Origin of the sequence: Globicatella sulfidifaciens DSM 15739, from assembly GCF_900167405.1 — a bacterium.
GTDB lineage: Bacteria > Bacillota > Bacilli > Lactobacillales > Aerococcaceae > Globicatella > Globicatella sulfidifaciens.
In genome coordinates this window covers 14,084-34,013 of the sequence record NZ_FUWO01000015.1, presented here as the reverse complement: position 1 = coordinate 34,013, position 19,930 = coordinate 14,084, and the positions used below count along the sequence as shown (strand labels likewise).

Here is a 19,930-nt window from a genome sequence, read left to right as displayed (position 1 = left end):
GCTTTAATTTTCTACTTCATGCCTATTTCTAACTTGCAGGATTAGACAGATAAAACGAGATTGAATCGCTGTCTACTACTGGACCACACCCAAAATTATGGTATCAACAATTACTTATTCTTCACTGGTTACTTGTGAAGTCTCTGCGTCATCTGTTACATGAGTATCTGCTGTCGATGCGGCTTCACCTTCTTCCACATAGGTAAAGGTATGGCCGTCTTTATCAGTTAAATCGCCATTCTCTTCAATATTGAATTCCCATTCAAATGTAGTATTATTGCCTACCCGTATTCTTAATATATTTTCGTCATTATAAAGTGAAGGCTGATGAATGACGATGGCTAATTTCGGAAAAGGTGCTGCTTGGTCATAAGTGATTAATTCAATAAATGGCAAATCATCTCGTTGCTCTTCTGATGGTTTCATATTGGGATCAATTAAACCAGTTAAACCATTATTGACAGCATCGCCCCATTTTAATAATAAAGAAATCAATGGATCTTCTTCGACTTGGGTAGCCGTATCATATATTAACATGACTTGATTATCGCTAATTGAAAGACCTTCAACCATCGATTCACCGGTATATTGATAATAGCCTTCTCGAATGGTCAACTCAGCGGCATTCACTGGATTAGTCAAAAACAAAGAAACAAGCAACATAAAAATAACTGACAACGAACGTTTTCTCATCATTTTCCCTACTTTCTCTTTAAAATATAATTTTATTATATCATTTTTCGGGGGGACAAGCACATTCTTTGCGACATTTTCTCATGGGAGAACATCAGCAAAACGTAAGGATTAGACCGTAAAAAGGGAGCGGGCAAGAAGTAAAAAATTAAATAATTTTCGCTTCGTTGGCCTACCCCCGCACAGTTGGGAGTGGACCAAAAGTAGAAAATCAAATGATTTTCGATTTGTCTGTCCACCCCCGCAAAGTTGAGTAGGTCTCAAGCAAGTCATTAAGACGCAGATTGAGACCACTCAACCACTGCGTTTTTAATTTAATAACAATACTTGATTGAGTTTACCAAATTTATTTTTAACCTCTTTGAGACGCAGTTTGAGGCCACTCAACCACTGCGCTTTTAAATATCGAGCAATAATAACCTGATTGAATTTTTTATGTTTATACCTTACTCATTAAGACGCCATTTTAGACTACTCAACCACTGCGCTATTAATTAACGATCAATAAACTTGACTAAATATATCAAGTTTATACCCGGCCTCAAAATTTTCCAAACTCTTACTATTTGACAAAGAACAAAATGATTAAATCGCAACATTTGACAAAGAGCAACAAGTTCAGTCAAATCAAAAATAGGACAAAAATTAAACGGCCTATCCCCTGTACCATACAGGCAATAAGCCGTTAAAAAAATTGAATAGAAAGTCCATATTTATCGGTGCTATTTAGACTCTTTATCGTTTAATTTATTTTTCAAAAAACCATTTCTTAGGAATGATACCTTTACCCGCATTTTTAACAGCACTACCGACAGTTTTCAACACAACTTTACTATTATTGGATAAGATTTCTCCCATATAGCTAATTGAATTAACGGACGCACTACGGCGAATTTTATTTTTCTCTTCGTTGCGATCCATTCCTAAATAGGTCTGGGCAATTAAGCCAACTCTCAATGTTAAGAAGGCATTAATCGACCCTTCCATTAAACTGGAGACAACTAAGTTGGTAATGGGAACCATCCCTGGAATGGCTGAAGCGATACTTTCGCCAATCACCGAGGTAATTAAAGGTTCCATTTGGCCTTCAATTAAATCAGCATCTTCAATCGTGCGAGCCATTAAAACGACCGATGCCACTTGAATATACAATTTGACCATGCCTTTTAAAGTAGGTCTTGTTTGATAAAAATTACTTAATTGCCATACCATTCGTAGGAGCGAAAATAACACAACAAAACTATCTAAAACACCATTTTGTGAGATAGCGGTTGAAAGAAAAATCGCATTTGCATTTTCCTTGATTAATGGTAAAGAGCGCTCATGTAATTGGATAAAGGCTTTATCAATCACACTGGATAATGGCATCTCCGTTTGATCAAAATCAAAATCCGCTAAATTAGGGTTGTCCTGTAAGATTTCTTTGACCTTCATCAAATAAATATGAAATTCTGCTTCACTAGCATCATCTGCCAATTCAACTATTTCGGGCTGTTGTCCCCAGGTTTTGTATATTTTAAAGCCCAGATAAACAAGGCCAATTAATAACATTCCCGCCACAATCATCCCCATGATAGGGTGTAATAATTGGCTAAAGAACTGATAAGTCAACATCAATTGGTTAACAATAAAAAGGGAAAAGATAGCTACTAAGAAATACAAGAGCCATTTTAATAAGCGACTTAAATCTTGCCACCATTTATTCATTTCATCATTCCTTTACTGATTCATTCACACTCTTATTATATCTTAAAAAGCTGATCGAATGTGAAGGGAATCATCTTTCTTGACTTTTAATGCTTAGGACATTGGGTACGAATGCTTAAAAATTGTTAAAACAATAGGGATGGCGCATTTTGGCATGGAAGTTTAGAGTCTTTCCTGAGAATACAATAGCATACCAAGAACTAAGACTATGCGAATTGGCGCATTTTGGCATGAAACTTTAAAACCTTTCCTGAAAATACGACAGTATACCAAGAACTAATTCCAGACGATTTGGTGCTTTCGATATGGGAGTTCAAGGCCCTGTCTTTGAATACGAAGTCATACAACAAACTATGTTTATAGGTACTAGCACTTTAAAGCATGAGAGCTCCTTCTTGAATACTAAAAATATAAAGTGTTAAGTCTATATTACCGAACAATACCAATAAAAAAATCGGCCTCACGACCGATATTAATAGTCTTTTATGCTGTCAATTGTGCTAAAAACTCTTGTTTCCAACCGATTTGCTCGTCTAAACATAAGGCAAATTCAAAGTCTTTCACATTCACTTGCACGATAAACTGATTATGTGCATAACGCACCATCAAGACCAAATCATCAAGGGTACGTCCAAAATACCAAAAATGCTGGTTATCCTCGCTATCCGCTTCAATATCCTTTTTAATCGTTTCAACTAAAGTCGGAATGGTATCAGTATCTGTATTAAAGATTAGCCCATATTCATGTTCAGTCATAAGGTCGACTTCATACCAATAGTGATTGGTATGGTCGTATTGTTGTTTTTCTAGTTGTTTCATTGTGACACCCTCTTTCAACTATTAATTTCTTTCATATTCTATTTTATAATGAAACGGTTTGGCTTACAAGATAGGTCCCCTATTTATTACTCAAAGGCTATGAGTATCGACACCATTTCCCTTTACCAATATTTTAACTCAATAAGCATTATTCGAGATGACATCAGTAATTTTTCGTTGACTAAACCTAATCGTATCTAATCTATTCGCAATCTTGATTAGGTCCTCATAAAAGAAATAAAAAAGAAGAAAAATAGATAAGCTTCTCCTATTCCATCCAGCCCTAAACCTTTTAGCAGGGCTGAACCTAGTCATTGAAACGCAGTTTAAATCGATTCAACTACTCTGTTATACATTTAAGAGGGAACAAATGGAATTATTAAATTTTAGCCTAGCATTCAATTAAAATAGTCGCTTATGATTTTATCAATCATCAAATCATTCCATAAATAGTTTGTCAAAATAGGATTTATCCCTATCTTATAATTCTGTAATACCGATAATGATTGAATATATATCCTCCGTAGTTCGACTTTATTTTGGCATTGCGATAAATTAATACCTGGATATTTATTACCACAATCATACTCATAAGTCTAAAGAAATATATAATTCGCCTCACTTTTCACCACATGTATTTTATTATAATTCGTTTGTGCACAAATTGAAGTAATAAGCTGAGTATTACAGATATCAAATTTTGATTTTTTCGCTAATAATAGTAGACAAACTATTTGCTTATCAGACTTTTTGATTCTCTCTGTAGGACAGCTTATTTCCTCTCTACTAATATAATCGTTGGCGCATCATGATTTTAACCTTCTCTTATAAAACTCCATAGTTAGTTGTTGACTGAAAGCGAATATATTTTTTAACATAAAGACCCCAAAGCTAGAATTTATCTAACTATTGGGGCCTGCACTATATATTCAATATCTTTAAACTAAGTATTTTAAATCAAAATGTCATCGATCCGTAGGAAAAGAAGCTATTTTATTCATCATATTACCTTCGATTTTTTTGAGTGAGTTTTAAAAACCCCTCTAAAAAATTTTCTTCATCACTTTTTTTCGGTTTTTAACAATTAATAATTTTTACTTTCAACTATCAAATAAAGTTTATTTATCAGCATGATAACATCCTGTTTTGTAAGGTTTTATCATGAGGTGAAGGAATAAAATAGCCCCTACGATTAAATCAACTTCTAATTATTTTTCAATGGTTAACTGACCATCAATGATTCGGAAAATGCGATCACAATAGGTTAGCATTCTCTCATCATGCGTGACCATTACGGTACTACGGTCCGTTCCTTCTGTCATCTTTTTTAATAATTTTACAACCGTTTTAGCTTTTTGAGTGTCTAAACTAGCGGTAGGTTCATCGGCCAATATTAATTTCGGTTCGGTATAGAGCGCTCGACAAATCGCAGCACGCTGTTGTTCACCGCCAGATAAGTCAGATGGATATAAATCCTTTCTCTTTAATATATCTAACTGTTCCATCAAATCTTGCGCTTTTTGACGATTATATTTTTTCTTTGCAAACTTATCGACCAAAATAAGTTGTTCCTCTATGGTTAAATAGGGAATCAAGTTGGAAGACTGTAAGATGAATCCTATTTTATCATATCTAAGACTATCTTTTTCTTTTGTTGATAGCTTCGAAAAATTTTTCTCTAAAAAATTTATTTCACCATTACTTGGTGCTTGAAGACCTCCCATCATCGTTAATAAGGTACTTTTTCCTGACCCACTGGGTCCTACTACAGCAACTAGTTCACCTGAATTGATCGAAAAACTTGTTTCTTTCAAGGCTTCAATCGTTTCACGACCATCTGAATATGTTTTACTAACATTTTTAAACGATATAATTTCCATAAAACGCTCCTATTCTAATACTTCCAATGGATCAATTTTGGCAATGCTACTAACAGAAAATAAAGCTCCAACGATTGAGAATAGCAACATTAATAAAGCGATAATAAAATAGTATAAACCATTTATTTCAAACGGTACTGCAGTTGGTAAAAAATAAGCAGAGATAAGATTCAATCCTAATCCAATAGATATTCCAATGATATTAAGAATAACCGTTTGTAATAATACTGATTTTCCGATATAACTTGAAGAGATGCCTTGAATCTTCATAATCGCAAAAGTTTGTCTTTTTTGATTAGTAATAATATACATGAATACCCCTAAGATAATTGAGGAAATGAGCACTAAAAAGCCAATCATTAAGCCAAATGTTAATATTTGAGCCAAATATCCAGGAAGGGCTAGAATAAATTCATCCACCGGAATGACTTCTACATCATCATTAGAATTAAGATCGTTGTTTTGATGAACAATGATCGCTGATATTAAATCTGGCATATTGGGTGTAGGTGTCGTATAGGTATCAATCGCTTGTTCAGAGTTTCGATTAGGATTAAATAACATCATTGCTTGACTAGCCATTTCTAAATCAGTATATATAACGGGGGAAACACTATACTTCGCTTCTTGAGAAAAACCTACAATTTTCAATTTATTTTCATTACTACTTAATTCGATCGTATCACCTAACTTAAGATTCAATTCATTTTTAAGTGACATTGAGCCAATAATTTCACCACTATTTTCTGGTAATCGTCCCTCCAAAACTTCCGGATAAATAGGCGAATCTTGACGCATACCAATCAGTACAAAATTTTCAGTCGTATCGTCACTTTTTTCGCCGTTCAAATACCCTACGGTACGTGCAATATTAATGGCTGAAATTTCTTGGTCATCGTAATCATAATAGATGTCTTTATCTAACTGACTTGAAAGAATATTTTTATTGACTCCTGATTTTAAAACAATGCTCTCAGCATTCCACCTTTCAATCTCACTGGTATTATCCTGTGATAATCCATATGCTAAACCCATTAAAAAATATACCAAATAACTAATTAGCACAGTAATGCTAATAATTAAGATAAAACGTTTCTTTTCTTTTTTTATTTCTTTTAGTGCTAAAAACATTTGCCACCTCCAAATAGAATAGCATAAATGTAACAGATAAAATATTTTAAATCAATCAACATCAACTGTATATAATTAAAAATTTCACTTTATCTCATAGATGTTAAAATAAAATCCATTTTCAGTTGAATATGAATGATTAGCTAATAGCAAACAAAGTCCTCGAAAGTATCAATGAATCGCCTTATATTTTTTTACCTACTCTTCTTTTTTGGTTCAATAAAGATGACTAAACTTAAAAGATGTATAGTAAACTCTTAGCTCCCTCTCCAACATTTATGATGTAAAACTACAAAAATGATATTGTCAAGTTCTAGGCAACTAGACTTATATCTTATTTATCGAATAGCCTTGCCGGTAGCTTTATCTCTATATCAATCAAGCACAAAAAAACAGGTTGCATTTCGTTAATGTTAGGAAGCTATTAATCCATAAAAGGACTAAGATTTCCGACACTATCCTAACGAAATTCACCTGTTATTGGTTATGTCACTTTTTCTTAGGATGCCCATTTTTAACGGAAGTTACCATTGACATTGACTACTCCTCAATTGCTCCTACCGGATGCCTGGCTGCTGATAGCACATTTCCTTTAATTATCACCGTATCATTAACAAGCTTCACGATTAGTCCTACAATTTGATTTTGAAGACGAACATTCGTTCATTATTTTCGACTGCATAGTCAATTCCATAATTTTTGAGTAACGTTTTGATGATATATAATCCTAAACCATGACTATCTTCTTTATTCAAATCAAATTTGATGTCCATTAGCGGTTTTAAATCAACTTCAGAATGTGTCACATTGGCGACACACAGCCAGTCGTTTTTGACATCAATCGAGATGACACTATTCGGTTCTGAATATTTGACCGCATTACTAATTAAATTGGACAAGACCAAATTGAGTGCTTTTTTGCCAATTAGTAGTTGTTCTGATTGAATGGTACTATTAAAGGTCAAATGATTGCGCATGGCTAATTCATCATATTTTACTAAGACTGCATGTAACACTGACTTAATGGGAACCCATTCCTCATCATCCTTTAAATATTCTAAAGATGAAAAAGTTAAAATTTGTGAAATATTATACGTTAACTCATTAGTAATATCCAAACATTTATCGATATACAAATCACGATCCTTATATTTGCCAATTTTATATTTCATGTTTTCTAAAATAATTTTCATCCGTGATAATGGTGTCTTCAATTCATGCGACGAACCTCTTAAAAAGTCATACTTCATCTGTTCGAGTTTGATGATTTCTTTATTTTTCACTTCGATATCATCGATAGAAATTTATAATTTTAAAGAGGTAATCTAATCGTATTTAAAATAAAAAGCTCCATATTTTAATATTTAGAACTTTGATTGGTACTTTTATATATTCCATTGCTTATAAAAACAAAGTAAATTTTTATTATTCCGTATATTTATTATTGAACTTTAGTTAAAAAAACAGAATCAAATTTTCGCCAATGGAGAAAATTCAATTCTGTTCTTTGTCTTTTTTCAGTTAACTCTTGAGGTTCTATTTTATAAACAAATGCTAATCATGTTTTATAGTCTTCTTTTAAACTCATTGTAATCGAATTGATTAACGATGCTGAGGTTATTTTGACTGTCAGCGGCCATTATTTTGGCTAAGGGCATGCCATTAAAGGTATTCGTTTTGACCATCGAATAGATTGCCATATCACAAAAGATAAGCTTGTCACCGATTGCGAGTGGTTGATCAAAGGAATATGTCCCTATGATGTCCCCTGCTAAACAAGTCGGTCCGCCCAATTGATAAGTATAAGCTTTTTCATCTGGTTGGCCTGAACGAATAATATGTGGTCGATACGGCATTTCGAGTACATCCGGCATATGACAAGTAGCTGAAGTATCTAAGATGGCGTTGGTTACGCCTTGATTGTGGGTAATATCTAAAAACGAAGCGACTAAGTAACCCGCATTTAACGCGACAGCTTCACCTGGTTCTAAATAGACGGTTAAATCATATCGCGTTTGCATATGATTAATTAGGCGAATTAAGCGTTCAATATCATAGCCTGGGCGAGTAATATGATGGCCACCACCGAAGTTTAACCATTTCATTTGATATAATAAATCACCAAATTGAGCTTCGATCGCTTCTAAGGTTGTCTCCAAATCATCAGAGTCTTGTTCACATAAGGTATGGAAATGTAAGCCGTCAATACCTGTTAGATCTTGTCCTTCAAAATCGGTTACTAAAATGCCTAAGCGCGAACCTGGTGCACAGGGGTCATAGATTGCATGGCCATCTTGAGTTGAGATATTTGGATTAACTCTTAATCCAAAGCTAGCTTTTGTTTGATTCTTTAAGTGTTTAAATCGATGCCATTGTGTAAAGGAATTGAACACAATATGATCCGCGATGGGCAATATTTCGCTCATTTCCTCATCACGAAATGCCGGCGAATAAACATGAACTTCGCCTGGAAAATGCTCATGCCCCAATTGAGCTTCATAGCTTCCTGAAGCAGTAGTCCCATCTAAATATTGTGCCATCATGGGATAAAAATAATACATCGAGAAGGCTTTTTGTGCAAGTAAGATTTTACACCCTGTAGCCTCTTTGACTTGTTTTAGAATTTCTAAGTTATGACGTAATAAGTTTTCTTCGACTACAAAAGCGGGCGTTGCGACTTGGTCAACTGCCCAAGGTATGTTGCGCTCTGTCATCTTAGTCTACCAATACCGGGTTGAAGTCTTCTTGCCACGGTAAGCCCCACTCATTTAAAGCTTCCATAAAAGCATCCGGATCTAATTCTTCTACATTATGGACACCTGGTTTAGCCCAAGTACCATTTAACACTAACATGGCACCAATCATTGCTGGTACACCCGTCGTATAAGAAACGGCTTGTGAACCAACCTCACGGTAACATTCTTGGTGGTCACATACATTGTAAACATAGTAATTCACGGGTTGGCCATCTTTCGTTCCTTGATAAATACAGCCAATATTGGTTTTACCTACTGTGCGCGGACCTAAAGTTGACGGGTCTGGTAAGACAGCTTTTAAAAATTGAATTGGCACAATCTCGCGCCCTTCAAACATAATCGGTTCGATAGATGTCATCCCCACATTTTCTAAACATTTCAAATGCGTTAAATACGATTGACCAAAAGTCATGAAGAAACGAATACGTTTGATGCCTTTAATATTTAAAGCTAAAGATTCTAATTCTTCATGATGTAATAAATACATATCTTTTTCGCCTACTTGGTCGAAATGATATTCACGTTTGATTTCCATAGGTTCGGTTTCAATCCACTCGCCATTTTCCCAATAAGAACCTTTGGCAGACACTTCACGAATATTGATTTCTGGGTTAAAGTTAGTTGCAAAAGGATAGCCATGGTCACCGCCATTACAGTCTAAAATATCGATGTATTCAATTTCATCGAAGTAATGTTTTTGAGCATAAGCGGAAAAGACGCCTGTAACACCAGGATCAAAGCCTGAACCTAAAATAGCGGTAATACCTGCTTCTTCAAATTTTTGACGATAAGCCCATTGCCATTTATATTCAAATTTGGCTTCATCCTTTGGTTCGTAGTTAGCGGTGTCTAAGTAGTGAGTTTTGGTTGCTAAACAAGCATCCATGATAGTTAAGTCTTGGTATGGTAAGGCTAAGTTGATGACGATATCAGGTTGTTCCTGTTCGATTAAGGCGATTAATTGATTCACATCATCCGCATCAACTTGTGCTGTGGTAATAAGGGTCCCTTTGCCATCTAATTTTTCTTTTAACGCATCACATTTTGATTTTGTACGAGAAGCAATGCACAATTCTGTGAATACCTCACTATTTTGCACACATTTATGTGCTGCGACACTCGCAACGCCACCTGCTCCGATAATTAATGCTTTTGCCATTTACTTTCCTCCTCGGTTATTATCTAAATTATTTTATTTTAATCTTTTTTGTCTTCTTGATTCGACTTTCATTTATCTTAATTAATAATGATTGGGTTCTTTTAACGTTGTAAGCCGGTTAGACAGCTTGTAGTTAAGGCGATTAAGCTCATTTTTCTTAGTTAAAGGCTAATAAAATTTCGCGAATGATTTTGGTTGCTAAAGCAGTTGAAGCACCACTCAAATCATAATGCGGGGATAACTCATTCACATCAATTGCCACAACATTTAATTGGGCAATATCGATAATCGCTTGTAATAAGGTCATAAAGTCAATGCCTCCGGCTTCGGGTGTACCCGTTCCAGGAAAGGCAGACGGATCTAACACATCAAGATCAATCGTTAAATAAACGGGTTTATCTTTTAAATCTGCGATTGCTTTTGATAAGCCTGTCAGATTGAATTTTGTTAAATGGGTATGTTCTTTAGCAAATTCAAATTCAGCTTTTTCGCCAGAACGAATACCCAATTGGTAAATCCGGTCATCGCCTACCATATCCCAAATCCGACGGATAATCGTTGCATGAGATAATTCAGCACCTAAGTATTCCTGACGTAAATCTGTGTGTGCGTCTAGTTGAATCACGCAAACATCGGGGTATTTCTCAGCGACAGCTCTAAATTGACCTAAAGTAACTAAATGTTCGCCACCAATCATTAACGGTCTTTTGCCGGCCGATAATATTTCACGGGCATGATTTTCAATATCCTGTAAAGCCAAATCTACTCTTCCGAAAGATAATTCTAAGTCTCCAGAATCAAATATTTTCACTTCCGATAAATCTTTATCTTGATACGGACTATAAGTTTCCAAGCCAAAAGAATCATTGCGAATCGCTTTCGGCGCAAAACGAGTCCCTGGTCGGTTAGAGGTGGTTGAATCATATGGCGCACCAAAGATGACTGTGGTCGCTTCTTCAAAGCTTGCATCACAAGCGATAAAGGTTTCAATGTTAGGTTTCATATTAGGTCAACTCCTTTAAATAATTAGGTAAGGCAAAAGCTGCTTGGTGTAAAGGTAAATTATAATAAATGGTTTCAATCTGTTCGCGGTGAAGACGGACATTGGCTTCATCGACTTGCCAGCTCGTTCCTTTAGAGGAAAAACCAGCTAAGATATAACCTGCTGCATAAGATGGCACTGAAATCATATACGTCTCATTAATTGGAAAAACTGCTTTTAAGCGACTCATGACATGTTTGAAGGCTTCGACATCTTCGTTATAAAAGCCATTAACTTGTTGTGACAATAATATTCCTTGTTCTGTTAGAGCGTTGTAACAATTGCCGTAAAATTCACGGGTAAATAAGGATTCATTTAAACCAAAGGGATTGGCTGAGTCGACAATAATTAAGTCATAAGTATTTTCACAGTGGCGCACAAATTTTAAAGCATCCTGAATGTATAAACTCACGCGTGGATCATCGAAACAAGGTCGGGTTTCCGGTAAATGTTCTTGGCAAATTTCGACTAAGCGTTGATCCAGTTCTACTACATCAATATTTTCAATCGATTGGTACTTTTCTAATTCACATAATACACCACCGTCGCAGCCACCGATGACCAAGACATTTTTTATGTTGGGATTGGCTGACAGTGGCACATGCGCCATCATTTCAGAGTAGAAATACTCATCTTTCTCCGTCGTAATTAACTCGCCATCGAGCGTTAAAATGCGCCCGTACTCTCTCGAGTCTAAAACGGCGACATGTTGGTATTCCGTTTGTTCGGTGTGGACGACTTTTTGCACATTAATGCCTAATTTGACGTCTTCTTGATGATAATCATCGAACCATAATTCCATATTATTCCCCCTTTGGTGTTTGTTGGTTGGTTTGGATGTTGCTTTGTTGGCTAGATCATTAATAGCCTGTTTTGATTTTTCTTCAAGCTATTTTTTTGTCGAATGGGTTATTCGGTAGTTATTTTTACTTTTGCTTAAGCATATATTTCACGACTTGAATGTTTTGTAAGGTTGGGTCTTCCGTTCCCATTAAGAAACACCCTTTGGCACGAGCATACTCAATATGATCGATGATTTCTTGAGTAATGAGTTCTCCAGGCGCCACAATTGGAATGCCTGGTGGATAGCACATGACCATTTCGCCGGCAATTTGGTTGACACTTTCAGCTAATGGTAGTGGGTATTTTTCTGAGAAAAAGGCTCTACGTGGTGAAATGGCCACTTCAGTTTTCGCTATGTCAAAGACTAACAAACCTTTTTTGGTCTTTTTAAAGCGACGACGAATTTCAGCTAAGGCACTCACCAGTCGTTCAATATCATGGATACGATCTCCCACAGAAATATAGGCTAAAATATTAGCTGAATCTCCAAACTCGATTTGGATATCATATTCATCACGTAATAAATCATAGACTTCAATACCAGTTAATCCGGTATCGGTGGTTTTAATACTTAATTTGGTTTGGTCAAAGTCAGCAATCCCATGACCGTCGATGATTTCTTTAGAATAAGCGTAATAATCACCAATCGCATTGATTTCATTACGGGCATAATCTGCCAATTGTTCGACTTTATCAAATGTAGCTGCCCCGTTTAATGCCAAGTGGCTACGTGCTAAGTCTAAACTGGCCATTAATAAATAAGAGGCGGAAGTGGTTTGAGTCAGGGTAATGATATTTCTGACATATTCCGGATCTATTTCATTATTTACTAATAAGAAAGAAGATTGGGTCAAAGAGCCACCTGATTTATGCATGGAAACAGCAGCCATATCGGCACCGGCAGCCATTGCTGAAATCGGTAAATGCTTGCCGAAATAGAGATGTGTGCCATGGGCTTCATCGACTAATACTTTCAATCCATGTTGATGTGCTAGGTCGGTGATACCTTTTAAATCGGACGCAATCCCATAATAAGTCGGATTATTCACTAAAACGGCTACTGCTTCGGGATGGTTTAAAATCGCTTGTTCGACGTATTCAAGTGGCATACCGGTTGAAATTTCTAATTCAGCATTATAAGGAGTCTCCACATAGACTGGAATACCACCACACATGACTAGGGCATTAATCACGCTTTTATGCACATTGCGCGGTAATATAATTTTTTGTCCTTCTTTTACCACTGAATAAACCATATTTTGTACGGCCGAGGTGGTGCCATTGACCATAAAAAAGGCATGCTTGGCGCCAAATGCCTCAGCCGCTAAAAGCTCGGATTCTTTAATAACCGATACGGGATGACTTAAGTTATCTAATAATTCCATTGAATTGGCATCCATTGTGATGGCTTTTTCACCAATAAAAGCTTTTAGCTCACTATTTGAACGGCCTCTTTTATGTCCAGGTACATCAAATGGCACGATACGTCGTCGCTTTAATTCGTTTAATGCCTCTACGATCGGCATTCTTGTTTGATCCAACCTATTTCACTCCTTTGGGTTAACAGTTGATGATTCTTAATAAGATGTCAAAATTTTGGTAACTTTATATTTTTAGACTACTTATTCAAATACGGATGCGTTGATTGCGTTTGATTGCAGTTGCTTCGTTCAAATATAATTGACTACCCTTTGTTTCTATTTTATACATAAAAAATAGACCAAGCATTTTCTGCCTGGTCTACAATTATCTACATTCGTTTTTAATAAATTAAAAATACGTAAACTCTTATGAGGACACACGGTCCCCTTAAAGTTCATTTGTAGAACGAAGAGTCTATATAGCGCAATACTTTTACTACTCTTACTATCGTTTTCACAAGCACAATGCCTCAACATTATGTTATAAAAAATTTGAGTCGACAGATAGATATCCATCTCTTCAATAGACCCCTTAAAGAGTCCGTTTACTACTTCAAACCTGTTCTTAATAAACAGCAATAAGTTTGGCAAAAGTATTTACTCGCCGCTCTCGTTCGCAGTGTTCGTTCACTGACATGCTAAATATTAACATTCAATAAATAACATGTCAATTGTATTTTTAGTTTTATTTTTATATGGGGATAAGTGTTCGTATTTTTTAGTTTCCAATTCAATGCGTAGGCTAAAACTTTGAAAGCTTATCCTTTTAGCTATGCGGATGCTTGGTTTTGATGCCCACACATAAACTTCTGCATTTTGTAATAAGAAAGCAGCCATATTGCACTTAGTTGGTTGCTTAATATTTACCGTAATCCTTCATTTTCAAAAGCTAAAAGAAACCCCTACCGCCATAAAATACGATAGGGATTTGCTTGGTATTTATTCACCATAAACGGTTTGAATTAACTGTTCTAAATCTAAATCATCATGATGATAAATTTTTTGGTCAACCATCGATAAATCCTGTGCAGGATATTGAGTATCGATGTAACCAATACAATACATTCCCGCTGCTTTAGCGGCCCGAGCGCCATTGTGTGAATCTTCAATGACGATGCACTGTGAAGGTTTCATTTCCAATAATTTGGCTGTATGCAAATAAATCCCCGGGTCTGGTTTAGATAGATTAATCTCTTCACCACTCACTAAGAAATCAAAATAGTCTTGTGCATCCAATACGTCAACGGTTTGTTGAATTTCTTTCATTCCCGAAGAAGAGGCGATGGCGAGACGAAAACCATGAGCTTTCAATCTTTTTAATAAATCTAAAATCCCTGGATAAAAAATGAGCCCGTGCTCCTCATCCAATTGTTCCTTATAAGCCATCATTTTTTCAGTCAGTTCAGCTGGTGTACTATCAATTTGGAAATCTTTAATAATTCGAGTCCAAGTATAAGTATTAGTGGTGCCAATAAACTGATTCGTATACTCTTGATCAACTTCATGACCATAATCGTTGACAACGCGTTGAATCGCTAAAGCATAATACTTTTCGGAGTCAATTATTACCCCATCCATATCAAAAATAAAAGCTTTCATATAATCCTCCTCGTGTTAATTTTAATTTCATTTTACTTTAATATTAAACTTTAATAAAGCTAAATCCATTTTAGAAAGATGTATCGCTTTTTCAAAGATTTTAGGAAAATCAAGTGTCTTTTTCATTTGAACTTTGTTAAGATTAAGCTATGCTTATTAAAGGAGACGATATGCAGTGAAACCATTCAACACAAAATTACCAGGACTAGTTATCGCTTTATTAGTGGCCTTGGTCGCTTGGTACCTTGGAAAATTATTCCCTTTAATCGGGGGACCCGTCATCGCCATTTTTCTGGGAATGCTACTCAACCAATGGGTATCCAGCCAAACACAGTTCACTGACGGTTTAAATTTCAGTTCAAAATACATTTTACAAACAGCCGTCGTGTTATTAGGATTTGGCTTGAATCTCAATCAAGTGTTAAAGGTGGGTTATAGTTCGCTACCGATTATCGTCAGTACGATTTTAACCTCTTTATTGATTGCGTATCTGGGCTATAAATTATTTAAAATCGATCGTGATACGGCGATTTTAGTCGGTGTTGGCTCTTCAATTTGTGGTGGTTCTGCGATTGCGGCAACTGCACCGGTTATTGATGCGGAAGAATCCGATGTGGCACAAGCCATTTCAGTCATCTTCCTTTTTAATATTTTGGCGGCGATCCTATTCCCCATTTTAGGTCAAATATTAGGCTTGTCGAATGAAGGGTTCGCGATATTCGCCGGAACAGCGGTTAATGACACCTCCTCAGTGACGGCTACTGCGACCGCTTGGGATGCAATTCATCATTCCAATACACTTGATAATGCCACCATTGTTAAACTAACACGAACACTAGCAATCATTCCGATTACATTGGCTTTATCTTATATCACTAATCGCCAAACAAGTAATGGACAATCATTCAGTTTTAAACGTGCTTTCCCTAATTTCTTATTGTATTTTGTACTCGCATCCTTATTCACAACCTTATTTGACAGTTTAGGCATTAACATTGCCCTATTCAGCCAATTCAAAACTCTGTCTAAATTCTTTATTATTATGGCCATGGCTGCTATCGGTATGAAAACAAATATTGGCAAATTAATCCGTTCAGGTGGTCCTGCTATTTTATTAGGCGCCCTTTGTTGGATTAGTATTACGATTGTTTCATTATTGATGCAGTCTTTAATGGGTAGTTGGTAAAAGGACGATTAACTGATGCATTAACTATTTGGAAATAATAAAATTTTTTCCTAATAAAAATAGCGCCCGGTCGTAAAAGATCGGACGCTATTTTTATTTGCTAGGTATTAATTAAAGACTGTTAAGTATTGTTCGACAAAATTTTCTACTGTAAAGCCATAATCCGCCACCACTTCTTCACCTTTTCCAGATAATCCGAAGCGATCTATTCTGATGGTAACACCATCTAAGCCAACATATTTTACCTTCATTTCCTAGTGTAAATTGATAGTCTGTTGCCAACGATTCCTAGTAATAAAATGATAGTAAGTACCCAACGAATCTTGGTATAAAATTATTACGACAAATTCATTAGTTGGGATGAAAATAAAAATAGCACCCGGTCATAGAATGAGGACGGATAAAGCTCGCTCATGTGTTTGGGGGGCTATTAATTTAAATTAACGCTTCTCTATTTGAAGTTCATCCAAATAATCTCGTTTATGATACAAAACCCGAATTATATAGACGATCCGTTTAGTTTTATCGATATAATAAAATATTAAATACTTATGAACTGGCATTATGCGAATTTCTACTCCAAATTGAAAAGCACTATTCAATCGCTTGTGCCGATATGGAAAAAATTCTAGACTAATAATGGCAGATTGAATTTTTTCAATTAATCTCTTTCCGATAACAGAAGCATTATTCTTTGAAATAATAAATGAATAAATTTCATAAATATCTTGCTCAGCTCTACTAGATATCTGTATTTTACATTTTTCCAATCTTCTTGTGAATAGAATTAAAGACTGTACTGGCATCTGCCTGTCGACCTTCTTGTATATCTTGTAGACCTTCCAAAATCATTTGTTTAAATTCTTCCTTAGTTATGTTCGATATATCAAAATTTGGTTTTTCAGGCTCCTTGATTTCAAATGGTATACTTTTTGTAAGAATAATTTGACGATAAAACATTTCAATTGCATTTGAAGCAGATATTCCTAAATTATTTAAAATAGCTTCAGCTTCTTGTTTTATTTCTGGTTGCATTCGAATATTAAGGTTAGCTGTTTTAGACATAATATCCCTCCTAAGAAACATGATACCAATTGTGTTTACGATGTCAATACTTTTTACTCTATTCTCTCCTTTCTGTTTTAAAAGCTAAAAATATTAAATCGTCTATTAATAGGTACGATAATGGTAGCAAATTTACTTGAAAATAAAAAAGGGAGTGGACCAGAAGTAGAAAATTGAATGATTTTCGCTTCGTCGGCCTACCCCCGCACAGTTGGGAGTAGACCAGAAGTAGAAAATCGAACGATTTTCGCTTCGTCGGCCTACCCCCGCACAGTTGAGTAGGCCTCAAACAAGTCGAAAGACGCAGTTTGAGACCACTCAACCACTGCGCTTTTAATTATCGAGTACTAATCTGAGTGAATTGGTCAAGATTATTCTCAATCTCATTAAGACGCAGTTTGAGACCACTCAACCACTGCGCTTTTAATTATCGAGTACTAATCTGAGTGAATTGGTCAAGATTATTCTCAGCCTCATTAAGACGCCGTTTGAGGCCACTCAACCACTGCGCTTTGAATTAAATAGATATGCCTGAACAGAATTTAAAAAAGTTTTTGCCCAGCCTCCGCTTATATTATTTTCCATACACCTTCTGCTGATTCACCATGATCACTTCTAACATCTCTTCATCTCGCAAAGCTGATAATTTCTCAACCAGTTGTGGTAAAGTAACTTTAAATTGTGAAATTAATGTTTGTAAGTCACTTTCTAAAGTTATTGGATGACTTGGCCAATCAGTTTCCAATAATAATCGCTCTCGTGGGACTTGGGTGACATAGGCTCGCCCTTTTTTAGTGGTTAACATACGAGGATTAATCGATAAATAACAACCCATCTTAATCAAGCGGGTTAATTCATCACTCGTCCCACTGAACCAATGAATAATGGGGATGATGTTTTCTTGCATGACATGACATGCTTCTAAAATATCTAAAACTGCTGTCACGGCTCGAACAGCATGAATTGATAAGATATATGGTTCTTGGCTATTTTGAGAATAACTTACGACTTGTTGGATGAGTTGCTTAAAAATACTTATTTGTATGGCTTGAGGTGCAACCGCTATTCGCTTGTCACTAAAGTCTAGCCCTATCTCGCCAATAAGACGTGTTTGTGATGCCCATTTTTTAAACACTACTAACTCACTTTCAGCTGTTTTTTGATTTTCAATCCACCAAGGATGAAACCCCAGTGAAACCTTACAAGGCTTGTTGTCTTGCGTGATTAATCGTTCATACTCGGACGGTAGGACGGTTTGTGCCACCAGCTCCAACGATGCCTGTTCCATCTCCGTTAACAATTGTTGTCGCAAACTATCCTTTTTAATAAAATCAAAATGAAAATGCGTATCGATTAAATTGGTCATTCTCTCACCACCTTGAATTTGATTATTTCTCAATCGGCATGCCGATTACCATGCCCAATAGCATCCCTATAAACACACCTACGGCCAGAGTGTATTCACTTAAAAATGTTACGATGGCCGTTCCTAAACCCATACCGATAGCCATTCCTTCAGCCATATAATTTTGTTGTTCACTCGCTTCTTTCTTAGCGGTTTTTTGGTCGAATTTTGGTCCACTTTAAACGCCGCCATTTTGACGACCATTACAGCACTGATTGCCACTAAGGGAGTGGACAAGATTATTCTCAGCCTCATTAAGACTCAGATTGAGACCACTCAACCACTGCGCTTTGAATTAACAAGATATGCTTGAACAAAATTTAAAAAGCTTTTGCTCAGCCTCGTACTCATTTATCCTCACTCCCGTCTTACATTAAGTAATAATCCATTTTAACTAACTTTCTTATTCTATGATTTTAGGAATGCCGTCATAGTCTTCCAAACCTGCTAAGCGACGGATTACTTTACTAGCTAGCGTCATCCCCATAATGGGTGGCATATAACTGGTAGAACCTAAGGTATCAGCCTTTTTCACGCTACCATGACTTTCAATTTTTACCGCTTTTTCCTTTGAATAAAGCACTTCAACACCCTTAATGGCTAATTCTTTACACTCTAAACGAATCGTCTTTGACATCCGACAATAACTGGTATTTTCAATATATTCAAATAATAACTGGCTTGGATCTAATTTATTCGCTGCTCCCATAGAAGACAATAGCGGCACTTGATGTTCCATACACCATTGAATAATAGCGACTTTTCCGTAAAAATGATCAATACAATCAATGACATAATCGGGCTTAGGAAAACTTGCGAAAGCCGGTTCAATATTTTGGGCACGAACAAATTTTTGCAATGGATATACTTGACAATCGGGATTTATATCGTGAATCATCTCCGTCATCACTTCGGTTTTAGGACGTCCAATAGTCGAAGTAAAAGCGATTAACTGACGATTAATATTGGTAATATCCACCACATCACCATCAATAACGATTAAATTTCCTACCCCTCCACGTGCTAATGCTTGGGCACAACTAGCCCCTACGCCACCTAATCCGACAACCATCACCGTAGCATTTTGTAATTTTGTTAAGCCTTTGTCCTTTAAAATTAAATTCAATCTGGCGAACCGTTCATTCTTCTCTTGCAAATTAACCATCCTTTATTTTTCAACTACCTTTAATCATAACCATCTAGCAATCGTCATGCAACAAAAAT

18 protein-coding genes are annotated in these 19,930 nt (G+C 35.9%); 1 reads left to right on the top strand and 17 read right to left on the bottom strand.

Annotated elements, in window-relative coordinates; all coding sequences use genetic code 11:
• Nucleotides 1–114: 114 nt before the first annotated feature.
• The 12 genes from B5D12_RS07950 to B5D12_RS07895 form a co-directional block, all read right to left on the bottom strand.
• Complete coding sequence (locus B5D12_RS07950; protein ID WP_078756316.1) at nt 115–693, bottom strand: hypothetical protein; 579 nt, start codon at nt 691–693, stop codon at nt 115–117.
• Nucleotides 694–1,440: 747 nt separating this feature from the next.
• Nucleotides 1,441–2,400 (bottom strand): DUF697 domain-containing protein, encoded by a 960-nt coding sequence (locus B5D12_RS07945; RefSeq protein ID WP_078756315.1) that lies wholly within the window; start codon nt 2,398–2,400, stop codon nt 1,441–1,443.
• A gap of 483 nt (nt 2,401–2,883) precedes the next feature.
• A complete protein-coding gene (locus B5D12_RS07940) occupies nt 2,884–3,219 on the bottom strand; it encodes a hypothetical protein (protein WP_078756314.1) in 336 nt (111 codons plus the stop codon).
• A gap of 1,208 nt (nt 3,220–4,427) precedes the next feature.
• Nucleotides 4,428–5,099, bottom strand: coding sequence for an ABC transporter ATP-binding protein (locus tag B5D12_RS07935; RefSeq protein WP_078756313.1), 672 nt, complete (start codon nt 5,097–5,099; stop codon nt 4,428–4,430).
• A gap of 9 nt (nt 5,100–5,108) precedes the next feature.
• Nucleotides 5,109–6,230, bottom strand: coding sequence for an ABC transporter permease (locus tag B5D12_RS07930; protein WP_078756312.1), 1,122 nt, complete (start codon nt 6,228–6,230; stop codon nt 5,109–5,111).
• 632 nt (nt 6,231–6,862) lie between these two features.
• A complete protein-coding gene (locus B5D12_RS07925; protein ID WP_234982947.1) occupies nt 6,863–7,513 on the bottom strand; it encodes a sensor histidine kinase in 651 nt (216 codons plus the stop codon).
• A gap of 282 nt (nt 7,514–7,795) precedes the next feature.
• Nucleotides 7,796–8,944, bottom strand: a complete 1,149-nt coding sequence (gene nspC / locus B5D12_RS07920; RefSeq protein ID WP_078756311.1) for a carboxynorspermidine decarboxylase — start codon at nt 8,942–8,944, stop codon at nt 7,796–7,798.
• Nucleotide 8,945: 1 nt separating this feature from the next.
• Entirely contained in the window at nt 8,946–10,145 is a 1,200-nt protein-coding gene (locus B5D12_RS07915; protein WP_078756310.1) for a saccharopine dehydrogenase family protein, read from the bottom strand.
• A gap of 157 nt (nt 10,146–10,302) precedes the next feature.
• Nucleotides 10,303–11,148, bottom strand: a complete 846-nt coding sequence (gene speB / locus B5D12_RS07910) for an agmatinase (RefSeq protein ID WP_078756309.1) — start codon at nt 11,146–11,148, stop codon at nt 10,303–10,305.
• 1 nt (nt 11,149) lies between these two features.
• On the bottom strand, nt 11,150–11,989 hold the full coding sequence (gene speE, locus B5D12_RS07905; RefSeq protein ID WP_078756308.1) for a polyamine aminopropyltransferase: 840 nt from the start codon (nt 11,987–11,989) through the stop codon (nt 11,150–11,152).
• A gap of 124 nt (nt 11,990–12,113) precedes the next feature.
• Entirely contained in the window at nt 12,114–13,556 is a 1,443-nt protein-coding gene (locus B5D12_RS07900) for an aminotransferase class I/II-fold pyridoxal phosphate-dependent enzyme (RefSeq protein WP_078756336.1), read from the bottom strand.
• 834 nt (nt 13,557–14,390) lie between these two features.
• On the bottom strand, nt 14,391–15,050 hold the full coding sequence (locus B5D12_RS07895) for an HAD family hydrolase (protein ID WP_078756307.1): 660 nt from the start codon (nt 15,048–15,050) through the stop codon (nt 14,391–14,393).
• 175 nt (nt 15,051–15,225) lie between these two features.
• Between B5D12_RS07895 and B5D12_RS07890 the strand changes: the two genes are divergently transcribed.
• Nucleotides 15,226–16,236 carry a YeiH family protein gene (locus tag B5D12_RS07890; RefSeq protein ID WP_078756306.1) on the top strand — a complete coding sequence of 337 codons (1,011 nt, stop codon included), beginning with the start codon at nt 15,226–15,228 and terminating at the stop codon, nt 16,234–16,236.
• A gap of 107 nt (nt 16,237–16,343) precedes the next feature.
• Here the strand turns inward: B5D12_RS07890 and B5D12_RS10210 are convergent, their stop codons facing one another.
• The 5 genes from B5D12_RS10210 to B5D12_RS07870 form a co-directional block, all read right to left on the bottom strand.
• Entirely contained in the window at nt 16,344–16,487 is a 144-nt protein-coding gene (locus B5D12_RS10210; RefSeq protein ID WP_159443900.1) for a hypothetical protein, read from the bottom strand.
• Nucleotides 16,488–16,676: 189 nt separating this feature from the next.
• Complete coding sequence (locus tag B5D12_RS10660) at nt 16,677–17,042, bottom strand: type II toxin-antitoxin system RelE/ParE family toxin (RefSeq protein ID WP_078756305.1); 366 nt, start codon at nt 17,040–17,042, stop codon at nt 16,677–16,679.
• Entirely contained in the window at nt 16,993–17,301 is a 309-nt protein-coding gene (locus tag B5D12_RS07880; protein WP_078756304.1) for a type II toxin-antitoxin system RelB/DinJ family antitoxin, read from the bottom strand. The genes B5D12_RS10660 and B5D12_RS07880 overlap by 50 nt, the downstream gene beginning before the upstream one ends.
• 574 nt (nt 17,302–17,875) lie before the next feature.
• Nucleotides 17,876–18,667, bottom strand: a complete 792-nt coding sequence (locus B5D12_RS07875; RefSeq protein ID WP_078756303.1) for a TatD family hydrolase — start codon at nt 18,665–18,667, stop codon at nt 17,876–17,878.
• A gap of 442 nt (nt 18,668–19,109) precedes the next feature.
• Nucleotides 19,110–19,862, bottom strand: coding sequence for a tRNA threonylcarbamoyladenosine dehydratase (locus B5D12_RS07870; protein WP_407645210.1), 753 nt, complete (start codon nt 19,860–19,862; stop codon nt 19,110–19,112).
• Between the last annotated feature and the right edge of the window lie 68 nt (nt 19,863–19,930).